General features: G+C 68.2%; 13 protein-coding genes and 1 pseudogene. 11 read left to right on the forward strand and 3 right to left on the reverse strand.

The genetic code is table 11. From position 1 onward, the window contains the following. Positions 1-2: 2 nt before the first annotated feature. The 3 genes and pseudogenes from ACFYYB_RS02440 to ACFYYB_RS02450 all read right to left on the reverse strand — a co-directional run bounded on the left by ACFYYB_RS02440 (position 3) and on the right by ACFYYB_RS02450 (position 2,586). The gene (locus tag ACFYYB_RS02440) at positions 3-809 is read right to left on the reverse strand and encodes an ABC transporter permease (RefSeq protein ID WP_327302842.1); all 807 of its coding nucleotides are present in this window, start codon (positions 807-809) and stop codon (positions 3-5) included. A gap of 5 nt (positions 810-814) precedes the next feature. After that, positions 815-1,564 (reverse strand): annotated as a pseudogene (locus tag ACFYYB_RS02445) (MlaE family ABC transporter permease); the annotation flags it as partial. 11 nt (positions 1,565-1,575) lie between these two features. Further along, positions 1,576-2,586: an ABC transporter ATP-binding protein gene (locus tag ACFYYB_RS02450; protein ID WP_389432784.1), complete on the reverse strand. Its 1,011-nt coding sequence runs from the start codon at positions 2,584-2,586 to the stop codon at positions 1,576-1,578. 642 nt (positions 2,587-3,228) lie between these two features. Here ACFYYB_RS02450 and ACFYYB_RS02455 point away from each other — a divergent pair. The 11 genes from ACFYYB_RS02455 to ACFYYB_RS02505 all read left to right on the forward strand — a co-directional run bounded on the left by ACFYYB_RS02455 (position 3,229) and on the right by ACFYYB_RS02505 (position 15,948). Further along, positions 3,229-3,864, forward strand: coding sequence for a hypothetical protein (locus ACFYYB_RS02455; protein WP_389432785.1), 636 nt, complete (start codon positions 3,229-3,231; stop codon positions 3,862-3,864). A gap of 198 nt (positions 3,865-4,062) precedes the next feature. Next, on the forward strand, positions 4,063-5,664 hold the full coding sequence (locus ACFYYB_RS02460) for a DUF6801 domain-containing protein (protein ID WP_389432786.1): 1,602 nt from the start codon (positions 4,063-4,065) through the stop codon (positions 5,662-5,664). A gap of 113 nt (positions 5,665-5,777) precedes the next feature. Beyond that, positions 5,778-6,722: a hypothetical protein gene (locus tag ACFYYB_RS02465; protein WP_389432787.1), complete on the forward strand. Its 945-nt coding sequence runs from the start codon at positions 5,778-5,780 to the stop codon at positions 6,720-6,722. Positions 6,723-6,936: 214 nt separating this feature from the next. Further along, positions 6,937-8,148, forward strand: a complete 1,212-nt coding sequence (locus tag ACFYYB_RS02470; RefSeq protein ID WP_389432788.1) for a helix-turn-helix domain-containing protein — start codon at positions 6,937-6,939, stop codon at positions 8,146-8,148. 322 nt (positions 8,149-8,470) lie between these two features. After that, complete coding sequence (locus ACFYYB_RS02475) at positions 8,471-9,358, forward strand: helix-turn-helix domain-containing protein (protein WP_389432789.1); 888 nt, start codon at positions 8,471-8,473, stop codon at positions 9,356-9,358. Positions 9,359-9,475: 117 nt separating this feature from the next. Then, on the forward strand, positions 9,476-10,087 hold the full coding sequence (locus tag ACFYYB_RS02480; protein WP_389432790.1) for a hypothetical protein: 612 nt from the start codon (positions 9,476-9,478) through the stop codon (positions 10,085-10,087). 108 nt (positions 10,088-10,195) lie between these two features. Continuing rightward, positions 10,196-10,861 (forward strand): hypothetical protein, encoded by a 666-nt coding sequence (locus ACFYYB_RS02485; RefSeq protein WP_389432791.1) that lies wholly within the window; start codon positions 10,196-10,198, stop codon positions 10,859-10,861. 2 nt (positions 10,862-10,863) lie between these two features. Then, positions 10,864-12,072 carry an MAB_1171c family putative transporter gene (locus ACFYYB_RS02490; protein WP_389432792.1) on the forward strand — a complete coding sequence of 403 codons (1,209 nt, stop codon included), beginning with the start codon at positions 10,864-10,866 and terminating at the stop codon, positions 12,070-12,072. Positions 12,073-12,112: 40 nt separating this feature from the next. Further along, positions 12,113-13,294, forward strand: coding sequence for an MAB_1171c family putative transporter (locus tag ACFYYB_RS02495; RefSeq protein WP_389432793.1), 1,182 nt, complete (start codon positions 12,113-12,115; stop codon positions 13,292-13,294). 76 nt (positions 13,295-13,370) lie between these two features. After that, the gene (locus tag ACFYYB_RS02500; RefSeq protein WP_389432794.1) at positions 13,371-14,582 is read left to right on the forward strand and encodes an FAD-dependent oxidoreductase; all 1,212 of its coding nucleotides are present in this window, start codon (positions 13,371-13,373) and stop codon (positions 14,580-14,582) included. Between the two features lie 103 nt (positions 14,583-14,685). Further along, positions 14,686-15,948 carry an NADH:flavin oxidoreductase/NADH oxidase family protein gene (locus ACFYYB_RS02505; RefSeq protein WP_389432795.1) on the forward strand — a complete coding sequence of 421 codons (1,263 nt, stop codon included), beginning with the start codon at positions 14,686-14,688 and terminating at the stop codon, positions 15,946-15,948. Positions 15,949-16,147: the final 199 nt, after the last annotated feature.

Raw genomic sequence — 16,147 nt, forward strand, 5'->3', positions numbered from 1 at the left:
TCTCACCCCGCCACCTTCACGGTCGTGGTCGCGCCCCACAGGGCCAGCGACAGGAAGAAGTCGGTGACGCTGATGAGCACGATCGCGTTGCGCACGGACCGGCCCACCGCGACGCCGACCCCGGCGGGGCCGCCGGAGGCGCGGAACCCGTAGTAGCAGTGGGCGAGGATCACCATGACGCTGAAGATCAACACCTTGAGGACCGACAGCACGACGTCCGTCGGGGAGAGGAACAGGTTGAAGTAGTGGTCGTACGTTCCCTGGGACTGGCCGTTGAACAGGACGGTCACGTAGCGGGAGGCGAGGTACGACGAGAGGAGGCCGATCGCGTAGAGCGGGATGATCGCGGCGACGCCCGCGATGATGCGGGTGGTGACCAGGTACGGGATGGAGCGGATGCCCATGCCTTCGAGGGCGTCGACCTCCTCGTTGATCCGCATCGCGCCGAGTTGGGCGGTGAAGCCCGCGCCGACGGTCGCGGAGAGGGCGAGCCCGGCGACCAGGGGCGCGATCTCGCGGGTGTTGAAGTACGCGGAGACGAAGCCGGTGAACGCGGCGGTGCCGATCTGGTCGAGGGCCGCGTACCCCTGGAGCCCGACGACGGTGCCGGTGAACAGGGTCATCGCGATCATCACGCCGATGGTGCCGCCGATGACACCGAGTCCGCCGGAGCCGAAGGCCACCTCGGCGAGCAGCCGCTGGACCTCCTTGAGGTAGCGGCGCAGGGTGCGCGGAATCCAGGCCAGTGCCTTGACGTAGAACAGGAACTGGTCGCCGGACCGGTCGAGCCAGAGGAACGGGGAGGCCATCGACCTCAGCCTCCCTTCGGCGGGACGATTTGCAGGTAGATGCCCGTCAGCACCATGTTCACGAAGAACAGCAGCATGAAGGTGATGACGACGGACTGGTTGACGGCGTCGCCGACCCCCTTGGGGCCGCCGCGCGGGTTGAGGCCGCGGTAGGCGGCGACGATGCCCGCGATGAACCCGAAGATCAGGGCCTTGAATTCACTGATGTACAGGTCGGGCAGCTGGGCGAGTGCGGAGAAGCTGGACAGGTAGGCGCCCGGGGTGCCGCCCTGGAGGATGACGTTGAAGAAGTACCCGCCGAGCGTGCCGACCACGGACACCAGGCCGTTGAGGAGCACGGCCACGCCCATCGTCGCCAGCACCCTCGGCACGACCAGGCGTTGGACCGGCGAGACCCCCATGACCTCCATCGCGTCGAGCTCCTCTCGGATCTTGCGGGAGCCGAGGTCGGCGCAGATGGCGGAGCCGCCCGCGCCGGCGATGAGCAGCGCGACGATGAGCGGGCTCGCCTGCTGGATGACGGCGAGGACGCTGGCGCCTCCGGTGAAGGACTGGGCGCCCAACTGCTGGGTGAGCGAGCCGACCTGGAGGGCGATCACCGCGCCGAACGGGATGGAGACGAGCGCGGCGGGCAGGATCGTGACGCTGGCGATGAACCAGAACTGTTCGACGAACTCCCGGAACTGGAAGGGCCGTCTGAAGATGGACCGCCCCACCTCGGCCGCGAGGGCGAAGAGCCGGCCGGTCTGCCGCAGCGCGCCCGTGATCACGAGCCGCTCCCGGTGGCCGGAATCCGCAGGGTCGGCGCTTGCGCCCCGCGCGCGTAGGTGTCCTCGATGGCGGTACGGGCGGCGGGCGGCAGCGTGTCGAGCATGGCGAGGACGCGCTCGCGCCGCCTGATGGCGGCCTGGCGCGGCGGGAGTCCGGGCGAGGGCTCCAGTTGCGGGACGATGACCCGGGGCGCGGCGGGTACGACGCCGGGCACGGCGGCCTCGGCGGCGAGGGTGGCCGCGTCCTTCTCCTCGGACATCCCGATGGGCCCTTCGCGCCGCCCCGCGAGGAACTGCGCCACGACCGGTTCGTCACTGGTGAGCAGCAGTTCCCGCGGGCCGAAGGTGACGAGGTTGCGCCGGAAGAGCATCCCCATGTTGTCGGGGACGGTCGCGGCGATGTCGAGGTTGTGGGTGACGATGAGCATCGTCGCGTCGATCTGCGCGTTGAGGTCGATCAGCAACTGCGAGAGGTTGGCGGTGCGGACGGGGTCGAGACCGGAGTCCGGCTCGTCGCACAGCACGATCTGCGGATCGAGCACGAGCGCGCGGGCCAGTCCCGCCCGCTTGCGCATGCCGCCGCTGATCTCACCGGGGAGCTTGCCTTCCGAGCCGAGGAGTCCGACGACGTCGATGCGCTCCATGACGATCCGGCGGATCTCCGACTCCTTCTTCCGCGTGTGCTCGCGCAGCGGGAAGGCGATGTTGTCGAAGAGGGACATGGACCCGAAGAGGGCGCCGTCCTGGAACATGAGACCGAAGAGTTTGCGGGCCTCGTAAATATCGCGCTCGGGGCTGTTCACCATGTCGACGCCGGCCACGAGGACTCGTCCTCTTTCCGGCTTCAGCAGGCCGATGAGCGACTTGAGGAAGACCGTCTTCCCGGTTCCGGAAGGGCCGAGCATGACGCTCACTTCCCCTGCGGGCAACGTCAGGGTCACGTCCTGCCAGATGTTCTGCTTGCCGAAGGACATGGTCAGACCTTCAACAGCCACTTCGATTCCCACTCCACCTCCAGCAGTCGCGCGCCACATGTGCGTCGCGGGCCGCACGTTAGGTCGTTCACGATCACCGGACAATAGGTGTGACACCAATTCGAACCGGGGTCGGGGAACTTGTCACCGCGTGGACAAATTCGGGTGCGCCACTTGTCTCCGCCGTCAGGACTCCCCCGTTCAGGGGCCGCCTACCAGGGGGCGAGCATCGCACCCGGAACGCTACGGCCGAGTAACATCGGACGGCAATAAGTGGGTCGCGAGTTTTTCGCGGGACGGTCCGGAACCCGCATTCCTTGTCACGTGGATTACACATGCGCGCCGCCGATTGTCACGACGCAGAGCACCCCCAACTCCCCGGTCGGGCTGCATACGCCCTGCACGAGGGGAAACAGGCCGGATCGGCGCCCGATCGACCGGAATTATCGATTTTACGCACCCGGTCGCTAATGCGATGCCGAGGACCGCTCACCCCGTGAACAGTTAATGCGGGCTCTTCAAAGAATCTTGAACTACGCCATTGTTCAGCCAAGTTTCCCGCAAGTAACGTCAGCGTCGCGGCCGAGGAACACCGAGCCGCGGGCCGTCTGCGTCTCCCCCATCGCACAGCTGCGGCCCACCTCCGCCGGTCAATCCCCAAGGAGTCCCACAGCCATGAAGAACACCCTCAGAAACCTCGCCTTCGTCACTGGTGCCGCTGCCGCCGCACTCGCCCTGACCGCGGGCACCGCCTCGGCCGTGCCGTCCACCACGTGGACCGTCAACCCCTCCCCCGCCGCCTTCACGGCGACGAACAGCGGGAACATCGTCCTCAGCGTCAACGGCATCGCCATGACGTGTACGACCTCGGGCGGGTCCGGCTCGATGGCCAGCGCGACCGGCAACCCCGCCACCGTCGCCTCGATCAGCGCCATCACCTTCGGTGCCACCGGCTCGCCCTGCACCAGCGTCCTGGGCAACGTGACCACCGTCGCCACCACCCCGTGGACCGTGGTGGCACAGGACTACACCGCCGCGACCGGCGTCACCAAGGGCTACGTCGGCAACGTCGACGCCAAGGTCACCGTCGGCGCCTGCGTCTTCCGCGTGACGGGCAAGGCGTCCGGCACGTACACCAACTCGACGGGCAAGCTCGCGGTCTCCAGCACCACCGGTGAGCTCAACGTCGTCTCCTCGACCAACTGCGGCAGCGCCGTTCCGGTCGGTGCCAAGCCGATCTTCAAGGGCGCCTACCTGGTCAAGAAGACCGGCACCGCGATCATCCCGACCATCGTCGGCTCCAACCCGTAAGGCGTGCGGGAGTGCCGCCGGCACTCCCCGGGTTCGTACGCCCGACCGGTGGGACCCGGCCGGGCGTTCGCCGACCCACGACGCCTGCCAGACACGCCGACCAGGCACGCCGACCGGCCCGCCGGCCGTCGTGCCCCGGACGATCCCCGAGCGGAGCAAGTGATGAGAGGCCACCGTCCCGCCCTGCGGACACACCGCGTGCGCGCACGCGGTGCGGCGATCGCCGCCTTTGTGGCGCTCGCCCCCCTGTTCTCCTCGGCTGTCGCCGCGGTGGGGTCGCAGGAGGTCACCGCGAAGCTGCCCTACGACTGCGCGCTGCCCTCGGGACCGCAACGCGTCGCGGTACGGATCAAAGCCACCTTCCCCGGCCGGGCCACCAGCGGTGAGGCCATCCGCCCCACCGCGGTCACCACGACGGTCGAGCTCCCGGCCCCGGCCGTCGCCGATCTCGCGGCCCTCAAGGCCGCCACCGTGGTGCCCGAGACCAGGCTGTCCCTCGAAGTCGCCCAACAGGGGGCGAAGGCTCAGGCCCTCTGGCGCGGCACCGGCGCCGCCCAGCCCGTCGCCGTTCCCGCCGAGGGGCCGTTGACCGTCACCACCAGCGGCGAGGCCCCGACCGTGACGGCCGTCGCCGACGGCGACCTCACCCTCACGGCCACGGACCTCGGCGTCGACCTCGCCCTCGGTACGGCCGAGGGCGCTCCCGCCGTTCCCCCGTCCCTCACCCTGGCCTGCACCCTCGCGAAGGACGCCGACGGCCACGGCCTGCTGGTCACCGTCCCGGTCGGTCCGGCCTCCCACACCCCGGCCCCCAGCGGTTCGCCCTCCCCTTCGGGCCCCACGGCCCCGGCGACCGAGCGACCGAGGGACCCCGCGTCACCGACGGGCCCCGGCACTCCGAAGGGGCCGACCGCGCCCGGGGCCCCTGCGGCACCGGCGCCCGGGGACAAGGGCAAGAGCAAAGGCAAGAGCAAGGCGCCGAAGGTCGGCGACGCCCGCTCCGGCCCGGCGGCCGGCAGGCCGCCCGCTCCGCGCTGCGTCAAGGAGAACCCGACCAGCCAGTCGCTCACCGGATACATCACGGGCTACTCCAACGTCACCAAACTGGGCGGCGCTTCACTGATCCCGCTGTCCTGCGTACAGATCGAGCAGGGGCCCGCGGACTTCGTCCCGTTCCCGGACGGAACCTTCCACATCATCCAGAACTCCGAAGGCAATCTCGACCACCAAGGCCGCAAGCAGACCCCGCCGTTCACGTCGACCTTCCTGACCTTCGGCTTCACCCCGACGACGGCGACCATGGTCCTGGAGCAGGCGGGGCCGATGAGCGTCGCGGCGGACGTCCTGCTCGACTTCAGCACGGGCGACAACTACGCGACCACCTATGTGCGCGTTCCGCTGGTCCTGCGCGTACTGAACGCCGAGGTCAACGGCACGCGCCTGGACGTCGGCCCCTCCTGCCGCACTGCGGGCCCGCTCAGCTCCCCCGAGCCCGACCCGCGCGCGCACCCCGGCCCGCACCTGGTGATGCTCGGCAAGGGAGTGATCATCTCCGGCCAGCCGGCCACGGGTTACCAGTTGTCCTCGGGCGGACCCCTGACGGGCGAGGTGACCATCCCCGCGTTCACCGGCTGCGGGGCGGGCGGTGAGGACTTGGACCGGCTGCTGACCGCGTCCATCTCCGGCTCCGGCAACTACATCAAGCAGATGCAGGGCCAGACCTGCAGTGTGGCGCAACCGACCGAGGGCGAGTGCACCGAGGACCGCCAGCCGTACGTGGTCCCGACGCCCGAGCGCTGATCCCCACCCTCGCACCACGCACGTCCACCCGTACCGCCGTACCGCCGTACCTCCGCACCGCCGCACCGCCGCACCGCAGACCTGAACGTCCCCCGTCATCGAAAGGCACCTCCATGCCACTCGCCTCCGCACGCACCCGGCTCGCCACCCTCTCGGCGCTGACCGCGTTCGGCGCGTTCGCCTCCCTCGGTTCGGCGACCGCCGCCACGCCGGCGCTCAACGGAAGCTGGGGTCCGTTCACCCGCTGCCCCGTCGACGCGCCGGCAATGCTCGGGGCGGACGGCCTGGACAAGGCACCTCAGTGCGTCGTCTCCTACTCCACCAGCGGGTCCATCAAGCTCGGCAAAACGACGGTCCTCACCGGCAACAGCAACCTCCAGATGGGAGTCGTCCAGAACGCCGACGGCACCAGCATCGTTGTCGCACCCTCCTCCGGGGCGATCATCGCCGACTCCGCGACCGTGCCCGGCGGCCTCCTCGGGCTGATGTGTCCGAGCAACATCCCGGGCATCACGGCCATCTGCCAGCAGCTCTCGGACGCCAAGCTCAACAAGATCACCGCGACCCTGGAATCGGTGGGTACCCCCTCGAACTTCGACCAGATAGCGGGCGTCGTCACCGACCAGACGATCGTGAACATCCCCGTCCGCATCCACCTGGAGAACCCGTTCCTGGGCAGCAACTGCTACATCGGCACCAAGGCCAACCCGATCATCTTGCAGCCGAAGAACCTCAACTACCCCGAGTTCGGGGTGGATCGGTTCAACGGTGACGGCAGCGCGAACGAGGAGGGCGACATGAGCCGACTCAACCTCCTCGGCTCCACCCAGTACGACACGACCTTCGCGGTCCCCGGCGCCAGCGGCTGCGGCCTGGGGATCTTCGGCCTGATCGACGCGGCGGTCAACCTCAAGACCGGCCTTCCGTCGGCGGCCGGCAAGAACAGCCTGACCCTGAACAACACCCAGACCTACCTGGGCGGGCTCTACGCCCCGGGCACGGTGGCCCCCGACGCGGGCAAGCAGCTCTCCCGCAACTGGCACTCCGCGGTCAAGTAACCGCCATCCAGGGCCGATTCCCGGCCGATTACACCAACCTCGGCTCTTCCTCCGGCGCAACTCGTGCTCACGTGGTGTACAGCACAAGCAACTTGATTTAGCGTCAGCACCACAAACAGGTATGGACCTGACGGGCCGCGCCCGCGCCCTCCGTTCAGCCAGGGCGCTGCCACGCCGCTCCCCATCGGGCGCGCAGGAGAGCAAGGGACCGGTCATGCCCTCAATCGCACAGACGCCGGACATCGGTGAACCGCTCGATCCGCTCCCCAAGGAGTTCGCAGCCTTGATGAGGCCCGAGGTCCCGGGCCTCATCAAGGAGATCAGAGTAGAAGTCCAGCGCGCCTTTCCCGTGTACACCCGGCTCCTCAACGGCCCCAACGCGGACGCCATCCGCCAGGGTGTGGAACAGGCCCTGGGCACGTTCGTGGACCGCGTCGCCGATCCCGACGCAAGCTCGGTCCTGCGCGACGAACTCCTGCGCAAGTTCGGCCGGGTGGAGGCCTACGAGGGCCGCGACCTCGAAACTCTCCATGGGGCCTACCGACTCGGCGCGCGCATCGCGCTGCGCCGGGCCAAGACCCTCGGCCGCCGGTACAAATTATCCCCCTCCCTCATCCTCGCCTTCGCGGACGCGCTCTTCGCGTACGTCGAAGAACTGGAGGCCCTCGCGCGTGAGGGGTACGCGGAGGTACGGGCACGTGCGGCCTCCGAGGTGTCGGCATTACGCAGGCAACTGCTCCATCTCATCCTCGTCGGCTCACCCCTGCCGCAGGCGACCATCGCCGAGCTGTGCGAACAGGCGGCGTGGGAACTCCCCACCGAGTGCACCCTGGTGGCCTTACGGGCTCCGGTGCCCGACACCCTGCGGACCTGCCTGGACCGGGACGTCCTCGCAGATCTCGGCATCCCGCAGCCGCACCTGCTGATCCCCGGCCCCCTCACCCCCGAGCGTCTGGCGATGCTCGAATCCGCCCTCGAGGGAGCCTCGGCCGTCATCGGCCTGACCGTGCCACCGCCGCGGGCCGCCGACTCCATCCGGTGGGCCAGGAAGGTGCTCCAGCTCATCGACGACGGGATCGTGCCCCACCAGCCGGTCGTGCACTGCGAGGACCATCTGACAACGTTGTGGCTCCTGTCCGACCCGGCGCTCGTCACCCACATCGCCGCCCGCGAACTGGCCCCGCTCAGCGGGCTCACCGGCTCCCGGCGCGGGCGCCTGGTCGAGACGCTGCGCGTCCACATCTCCACGCGTGCCCCCGCCGATCAGGTCGGCGAGGTGCTCGGTGTCCACGCCCAGACCGTCCGCTACCGCCTGCGCAACCTGGACGCCCACCTGGGCGACCGCATCACGGACCCGGACCACCGCTTCACCCTGGAGGCGGCCCTGCGCTCGCTCCACCTCCAGGGCAACGACTACGCGGAATGACCCGGCATCGGAACCGGAGCGCCGTCGTACCCCCTTGAGCTCGCCGTAGTGGGTGCCGCTCGTCCAGTCCTCGTACCATCGCGGCGCGCAGCCGGTGCATGCCGTCGACAACAGCGGCCGGCGGCCCCGACCACGAGGATCGGTTCGAGCTCCCTGCCGCGCTCGGCGAGCACCTGTGCACGGCCGTGGCACAGGCCCCCGAGGCGCGGTGAATCCGACGGCAACAGGCAGCAGCGTCACCAGATTTCAGGATGCACATCCTATGGAGCTGCAGATCTGATCACGTGGCTAAACTGGCCGTTCCCCGCACGATGGAGTCTCGATGCCCGAACGCCGCTTTGATGCCTCCGGGTTCCGTAGCGCGCGTGTCGCGAGGAGCATGACCCAGGCGCAGGTGGCTGCCGCACTCGGAATCAAGGACCCGTCCGTCGTCTCCCGCTACGAGACCGGGGACGCGTCCCCGCCGCCGGAGAAGCTGCCCCGGCTTGCGGCGCTGGTCGGTGAGCGCGTACATGACCTGTTCCCTCGGTCCGGCCTTCCGACCCTTGCGGATCTCCGATGCGACGCCGGCATGACACAGAAGGACACTGCGGCCGTCACACAGACCAGTTCCTGCTCACCGGTGCGGGCGGCCGAGGGAGGACGGCGAAAACTGGCCCCCCAGTACACCGCTCCTCTCGCGAAAGCCTACGGCGTCAGCGTTCAGGAGCTCTTGGCCGCAGAGAAGCGCTCCTTCGATGAGGATGCGCCGGCGGCGCCCCGGCCATCCAAGGCCGAGCAACCCAGCGGGCCGCACACCATCGCCAAGAAGATTGCCGCCCTGCTGGAAGGCGCCGCCGGACAGGAGCGCCCCACAGATGCCGAACTCGCCGACCTCGGAAACGTGCGGACGGGGCGAAAGACCCTCAACGGGCCCCTCGTGACAAGCCTCCGTCTCGGCCGGGCGGCGCACCCCACTCCCGAGGTTCTGGAGGCACTGGCGGCCGCGCTTGACGTTCCCTCCCTGTTCTTCGAAACCGGCGACGCGGAAGTCGCGGCAGTCGTCGCCGGCCTGAGATCCGCACGCATAGGCCTTGCCGCCATGGCGGCTCGGGGAGCCGAGGGCGATCCCCAGAACGCCGAGCTCATGCGCTGGGTGGCCGACATGTTCGGGGGAAGACCGCAGAGCGACATCAGGGTAGCCACGCGACCCCAAGGCGACGCCTGCTAACCTGCCTCGTGAAACGATCATTTCATTGCGGATCTGACCGTTCCGTGATCTAGTGACGGCGGGGGCTGCGGGCTCATTTCCACCACAAGTTCCCCTTCCAGCCTACCGGGAGGGCCCGTGAGCGACGGGTACGAGCACCTCGCCAGAACTGTGAGAGAGGTCGAGGAGCTCCAGTCGGAGGCGGGACTCGACCGAGCATCGGTTTTCAACCTACGAGACCTCTCCTTCCACAGCTCCCTTCCAGAGGCCGACATCCGGCGGCTGCTCGACGGCGAACTCGTCGAAGCGCCGAGAAGTGCCGCGGCCGAGCTCGCCCGCCGCATCGTGTTCCTCAGGGAAACCCGGCTGACCGTGGACAAGCACACGGGTCACCGACGCCAGTACACAACCGCCGAGATCGCTGCCGGCAGTGGGATGACCCCGCAGTGGCACGGCAAGTTGCTGAACCACAGCACGCCCAACATTTGGCATGGCGCCGGCCTCGCCAGGTTCTTCGACGTCCCCATGGAGTACTTCACCCAGACGCCGCCGGAGGCGGTGAAACGGGTTCTGGAAAGCAAGGTCATCCCGTACCTCACGTCGTTCCTCAGGAACCCCTCCGAGGCTGTGAGGAATCGTCACGCCATGCAGGTCCAGCTCCGTCTCGGCAACAGGGAGCTGTCCCCGAGCCTGGAATCGGCTTTGCTCTCCTTCATGGACGCAATCACTCGGGAAGACTCCGGGCCCTAGGCCCGGGTCCGGACGCAGCGACTGACCTGGCCTTCAGTCACCAGTAGCAGCAGGGCGGGGCGCGTCTTCACCGCCCATCGGAGGGGAACTCAAAGTGGGGGCATTCGGATGAACGAGGGGAAGATGGCAGGCTTTCACAAGGGGGGGCCCGCGGGCCTCGACGGACTGCCCTCCCGTCAGGGCTTTCTCGCCGCACCAAGAGCTCACCTGGCCCGGCGTTCCACCACGCGGAGAATCGCGAAGTTCTGCGACGCCGTGCTCGCGGGTCTCGACAAGCCGATTCCCTCGGATCCGGACAGCCTGTTCGCGGTGATGAGGGCTGACGTCGAGCGGCGCTTCAACGAGGACCGCGCGGGGCTCCCGTTCCACCCGGTCATCCTCTACTTCCGCGAGTTTCCCGAGGGGACCGCCAGTGGACTCACGGCGCGGTTCGACGACCGGATCGTCATCATCGTCGAAAGTCAGACGACCACGCTTCACCAGTTCGTGATCTTCGCACACGAGATGTGGCATGCGTTGATGGGCGATTGCCTGTCCCACGGGGTCCACGACGACGTCGCCGCGGCCGCAGCCAGGTCCCTCGGTGGCGAACTCGTAGGCGACGACCTCGTCGCCCTGGCCGCGAGGAGCCACGTCGACAATCAAGAGGAAAGCGATGCGGAGGAGTTCGGGCTGCAGATGGGAGCGCGGCTGCGAGACCTGCAAGGGTCAGACGCCCTCCCGACATCCGGTTTGCCGGGCCGGATTCAGTCCAGCATGGGTAGAGGCTACTGAGCATGACCGGATCTGACTACTACATTCCCGCCGGCGTCCTCGCGATTGCCTTGGTGGTGAAGGCTCCTTCGTTCTGGCGCAGTTGGCATTCGCCGATGTCGAATTCGATTTTTGTGATCCTCGCGGCCTCGGCGGCAGGTTTCGTGTTCGGTGCTCCGCCGACGATCGAGCGGGTCAACCGGTTCACCGGCGTCCCGAACGTCTCGGCGCTCATCGTCTATTGCATCCTGTCGTGCCTGTCGTGCGGCTCGATCGTGCTCCTCATACACTGGCGTGGGGGGCCCGAGGAGATCCTCCGGAGGCACACCAGGACGTGGATCGCGGCCACCGCCGTGGTGATAGCGACGTTCTGTGTTCTCTTTTCCCTCAGCAGCGTACCCATCGAGCAGCAGCGCGACTTCGACACCTTCTACGCGAACACCCCGTACGTGCGGGAGATGATCGTGCTCTATCTGACCGCGCACTTCGCCATGAGCCTCGTAGTGGCGACGAAATGCTGGCGGTGGGCCCGTGAGCTTCGAGATCTCCAAGCGGCGTGGACCCACTGGGGCCTCCTCATACTCGTAGCCGCGTTCGGTATCGGCTTGTCGTTCGCCCTGCTCAAATTCATGGCTGTCGGTGCCCGATGGGCCGGTTCGGAGAGATGGGACTCCCTCAGCACCGACATCGCCCCTCCCCTGGCAGGACTGGGCGCCGGCCTGACGACGATCGGCTTCCTGGTCCCGGTCGTCGGGCCACGGCTGGGGTCGATGTGGGAGGCCTGGCGGGCCTACCGGGCGATGGAGCCCCTCTGGCGTGCGCTCGAGCCCTTCGCGGGACCCGGGAAGCCCACCTGGATTCGCCTTACCTCGTCGCCGGAGATCCGGGCGATGGCCAGGTCCACCGATATTTCCGATCGACTGCTCAATCTGGCGCCCTACCTGGACAGCAACCGCCGTGAGGCAGCCGAGCGATACGCCTCATCACAAGGCTGCGAACCGGAGGCAGCTCTCATCTTCGCCGAAGCGACGACGATCCATGCCGCCTTGGCCACCGTGGAGATCGCCGGGAGGCTGTCACCCGGGTCGGTAGCCACCGCCGCCGACATAGGCGCCACCATCGACACGCGTGTGTCAGGAACGAATGGCCTTGCCCGACTGAGCATCCAGTTCGCCAAGATCCGCCACTCCGGCTTTCCCACCGGCGACGATGCCCGCTCCGAGGGCAAATGATCACGCCTACTCTCCCCCACGAGGCTCGCGGGGGTCGTAGGTGAGCGCGGGAACGGCGTACCTGTCCGTAGCCGTCGGCTTCCTCCTCGCCACCGCCGTCAAACTCTGGGCGCTGCGGAAGAACCCCCGGGACCCCCTCCTGTGGGCCGTCACCGCAACTCTTTTCGTGGCTGCGTTTCTGTTCGTCACGGCCGCTCCCCCGAATCTCGCGGTCATCAACGAATGGCTCGGCATACCGAACATCGCAGCGCCCATCGTGTATTCGATCCTGACGGCGTTCGACGGCATCAGCATCGTGTTGCTGATCCATTGGCGGGGCAACGAGGATTCGCGCGTCACCCTCCGGCAGACCCGACTGTGCCTTTCTGCCTACGCCACGGTGATGGTCGCCCTTTACGCCCTGTTCGCACTGGGTGACGCACCGGTCGAGCGCCTCCGGGACCTGGACACGTACTACTCCGGCACGCCCTGGATCCGCGAAATGATCCTTCTCTATCTGGCCGCGCACAGCGTGGCGGCCGTCACCATGATTCTCCTCTGCCTGCGCTGGTCGAGGCAGGTTCCGGGCACCTTGAAGGCCGGGCTGTTGCTGATCACCACGGGGGCAGTGTGCATGTTCGGCTATGACCTCTTAAAGTTCACCGCGATCATTGCCCGCTGGCTCGGCCACAATTGGGACTCGCTGAGCACCACCGTCGCCTTCAATCTGGCCGGTTTCAGTGCCTTCCTCTTCACCGCCGGCTTCATGCTCCCGCCCATCGGGCAAGGCGTGGGCTCCAGGTGGCGGGCACTTCGCCGCTTTCGCCGACTACAGCCTCTCTGGTGGGAGATCCACCCGGAGATCCCTCCTACGAGTCCGCCGCCCATGCCGTGGTGGCAGCCGGTGGAGCGTCGGCTCATGCAGCGTGAGAGGGACATTTTCGACGCGGTACTTCGGCTGATGCCCTGGTTCGACCGGTCGATCGGCGCGGAGGTCTACGCACTCGCCCTGGCTGAGCACTCCGAGATCCGCCGTGCCCGCGGTGAGGCCGATGCGTGTGTCATCGCCCACGCGGTCATCCAGAAGGGGCACGCCGTACCGGCCCTCCCTTCGGAACACCGGTGGACGGTCAGCTCCATCGAGGATTCCGAAGATCTCGCCGACATGTCCACCGCCATGCTGCGGTCCACGCGGGTCGAAGTGACGCGGCAGTCCAACGCGTCGGCCGAACCCAGTGCATGACGGCGGCAAGCAGTCCGAAAGACCACCTGCCCCTGCCTGTACGCCGCACACCGAGACCCATCACAGAGGGATGACCATGGCCACCACACACCCGAAGCACGTCGAAGCCCTCATCATCGGCGGGGGATACGCCGGCCTGCTGGCCGCATCCGTGGTCGCCCTGGCCGGATACGACGTACTCGTACTCGCGGGCGGCCAACCCGCCGCCCACGCGCGGGAGGCGGGTCTCGAACCCGCTCGGCACGGCGAGGTCCTCCACGTCGGCGGGATGTGGGACATCAACGATCTGGCCTACGGCTCGGGTGCGATGCTGCAGCGCCGCGGGGCTCTGACCTTCCCCTTCCCGGCGGGGGATCACCTGTCCCGGACACGCCCACGAGCCTGGGGGACCCGTGAGCTGGTGACGTGCAGCCGCGACCTCTTGACCAGCGTGCTGCGCGAGGTCGTGGTCGCCAATCCCGCACGCGAGCGGGACACCGTCATCCTGGATGGTGCACAGGCCGTCGGGCTCATCGGCGACGAGTCCGCTGTGCTCGGCGCGCGCGTGCGGTTCGGTGACGGGACGGAACAGGATGTCACCGCGCAGCTCGTCGTCGACGCGAGTGGCGCCGATGCGAGTACGGCAGGCTGGCTGAGGGATCTCGGTGTCGCCGCCGTACCGGTCATCTCACGGGGCACGGCCGGGTTCTCCGCCAGCCGTCTCTACGAGGTACCAGAGGGACAGGCGGACACTCCCGTCACCGCTGTTGTGGACGGCGCCCGCAGTGCGGTACTCGTCCCGGTCGAGGATGGGCTGTGGGCTGTCACCCAGACCGCCCCGGATCGTGCACAGATCTCCGACGCGGACACCTTCGCAGACACCGCGCTGGCTCTGTCGGACCCCGCGGTCGGCCGGTTCATCGCCGGGGCGAAACCCGCGGGCGACGTGGTCGTCACACCCACTTCGGCCCTGCGCTGGTACCGGTACGAGCAAATCCGCGGTCCCCGCGGCATCGTCGTCATCGGGGACGCCCTGGCGACCTTCAGCCCCCTGGACGCACGAGGGCCGCTGGCGACCGAGGCCGCCGCCAGAGCCCTGCGTGAGGCACTCCAGCGCGGCATCGGCCACCCGACGGCATCCCGCAGGGCTCAGCAGGCAATCTCCGAAGAGATCGCTCACCTGTGGGCCGATCCCCAGACGGGCCTGATGGGTGGGGGCCGTCACCAGCCCGCCGGCCCTGGTCTCTCCGCACGCCTCTCGCGCGTACGGGCAGCAGCGGGCCGGGTTCTGAAGTCGCGAGCCCGCTGAAGCGCAAGCCACGCCGGCCCAGGCTGGGCACGGACCGAGAATGGCACCGTACGCGCGGGCCACAGCCGAACGTCACACCACGACGTCCAGAGGGGAATCTTCTATGCACCTGTCCACACCTCTCGTACTGCAGAGCGGCACCCGCATTGCCAACCGGATGGCCAAGGCCGCCATGGAGGAGAGCCTGGCCCGCCAGCCCGGTCAGTTGCCCGGGCCGGAGATCGAGGAGCTCTACCGCAGCTGGGCTCGCGGTGGAAGCGGGCTGATCATCACCGGGAACGTGATGATCGATCGGCGCGCCCTCACTTCCCCGGGAACGATCGTGCTCGACGCCGAAACCGACCTGGACCCCTTCCGCCGCTGGGCCGCGGCGGCCGGCTCGGAGGGCGGCCAGGTATGGATGCAGATCAACCATCCGGGCCGGCAGATTCGGTCGGACCTGCCCGGTGTCGCATGGGCGCCGTCCGACATCGGCGTCAGCATGGGAAAGCACACGAGTACCTTCGCCCGCCCGATAGCGATGACTGAGGCGGACATCCAGGCCACGATCGGCCGGTTCGCCACCACGGCACGTCTCGCACAGGACAGCGGGTTCCACGGCGTCCAGATCCACGCGGCTCACGGCTACCTTCTCAGCCAGTTCCTCTCTCCGCTGGTCAATCGCCGTACCGACCAGTGGGGCGGCAGCCTGGAGAACAGGGCACGGATGCTCGTGGAGGTGGTGCGAGCCGTTCGCGCGGCGGTGTCCCCGGGCTTCGCCGTAGGCATCAAGATCAACACCGCCGATTTCCAGCGCGGCGGCTTCGACGTCGACGAAGTGGAACAGGTACTCGCGTCCCTCGGAGACCTCGGCGTAGACCTGGTGGAGCTCTCCGGCGGCAGCATGGAGAGCGCGGCGACCATGGGCCGCACGGCCGATGACAGGAAGCTCGACCGGGAGGCCTACTTCCTGGCGATCGCCGAGCGGCTCGTCGCGTCCGCGCCCATGCCGCTGATGCTGACGGGAGGAATCGGCCGTCGCGCCTCCGCCGAGCGGGTCCTGACGAGCGGATTCGCCATGGTCGGGCTGGCCACCGCACTCGCTCTCCACCCCGACCTGCCCACGCGCTGGCAGGAGGGCGAGGACATCGAGGTTCCGGCGCTACGCCTCAACTGGCGGGACAAGGACATCGCCAGCGCGGGTGTACTCGCCGTCGTACGGGCGCACATGAGCCGCATCTCCCGCGGCCTCCCGCCTCGCGCCCGGACCTCTGCGTACCTCGCCCTCATCCGCGACACGCTGCGGAATCGAGGAATGACCCGGGCCTACGGGCGGTGGCTCGCCCAGAACCCCGCACCGGAGGCGACCATGCCGCTCAGCGGCTGACAAGCCGGCGAGCGGCACAGGATCCTTGGCACAGGATCCTTGGCGCAGGTGAGGTGGACAGGTGGCGTGGACAGGTGGGGTGGACAGGACACCTGGAGTTGGGGGCCATAACCCGCCGGGGTTTCTCCGAAACCCCGGCAGCGACTCGGCTCACCCTGAGCTTAATCTTGGACGACGGCCGAGTCCGAAGTGAGCGCAG

It is taken from the genome of Streptomyces sp. NPDC002886 (assembly GCF_042888445.1).
Classification (GTDB): Bacteria; Actinomycetota; Actinomycetes; order Streptomycetales; family Streptomycetaceae; genus Streptomyces.

Coding starts and splice junctions, on each gene's coding strand:
- ACFYYB_RS02490 (WP_389432792.1), top strand. CDS start 10,864: ATGACCGGATCTGACTACTACATTCCCGCCGGCGTCCTCGCGATTGCC.
- ACFYYB_RS02470 (WP_389432788.1), top strand. CDS start 6,937: ATGCCCTCAATCGCACAGACGCCGGACATCGGTGAACCGCTCGATCCG.
- ACFYYB_RS02485 (WP_389432791.1), top strand. CDS start 10,196: ATGAACGAGGGGAAGATGGCAGGCTTTCACAAGGGGGGGCCCGCGGGC.
- ACFYYB_RS02465 (WP_389432787.1), top strand. CDS start 5,778: ATGCCACTCGCCTCCGCACGCACCCGGCTCGCCACCCTCTCGGCGCTG.
- ACFYYB_RS02475 (WP_389432789.1), top strand. CDS start 8,471: ATGCCCGAACGCCGCTTTGATGCCTCCGGGTTCCGTAGCGCGCGTGTC.
- ACFYYB_RS02455 (WP_389432785.1), top strand. CDS start 3,229: ATGAAGAACACCCTCAGAAACCTCGCCTTCGTCACTGGTGCCGCTGCC.
- ACFYYB_RS02505 (WP_389432795.1), top strand. CDS start 14,686: ATGCACCTGTCCACACCTCTCGTACTGCAGAGCGGCACCCGCATTGCC.
- ACFYYB_RS02500 (WP_389432794.1), top strand. CDS start 13,371: ATGGCCACCACACACCCGAAGCACGTCGAAGCCCTCATCATCGGCGGG.
- ACFYYB_RS02440 (WP_327302842.1), bottom strand. CDS start 809: ATGGCCTCCCCGTTCCTCTGGCTCGACCGGTCCGGCGACCAGTTCCTG.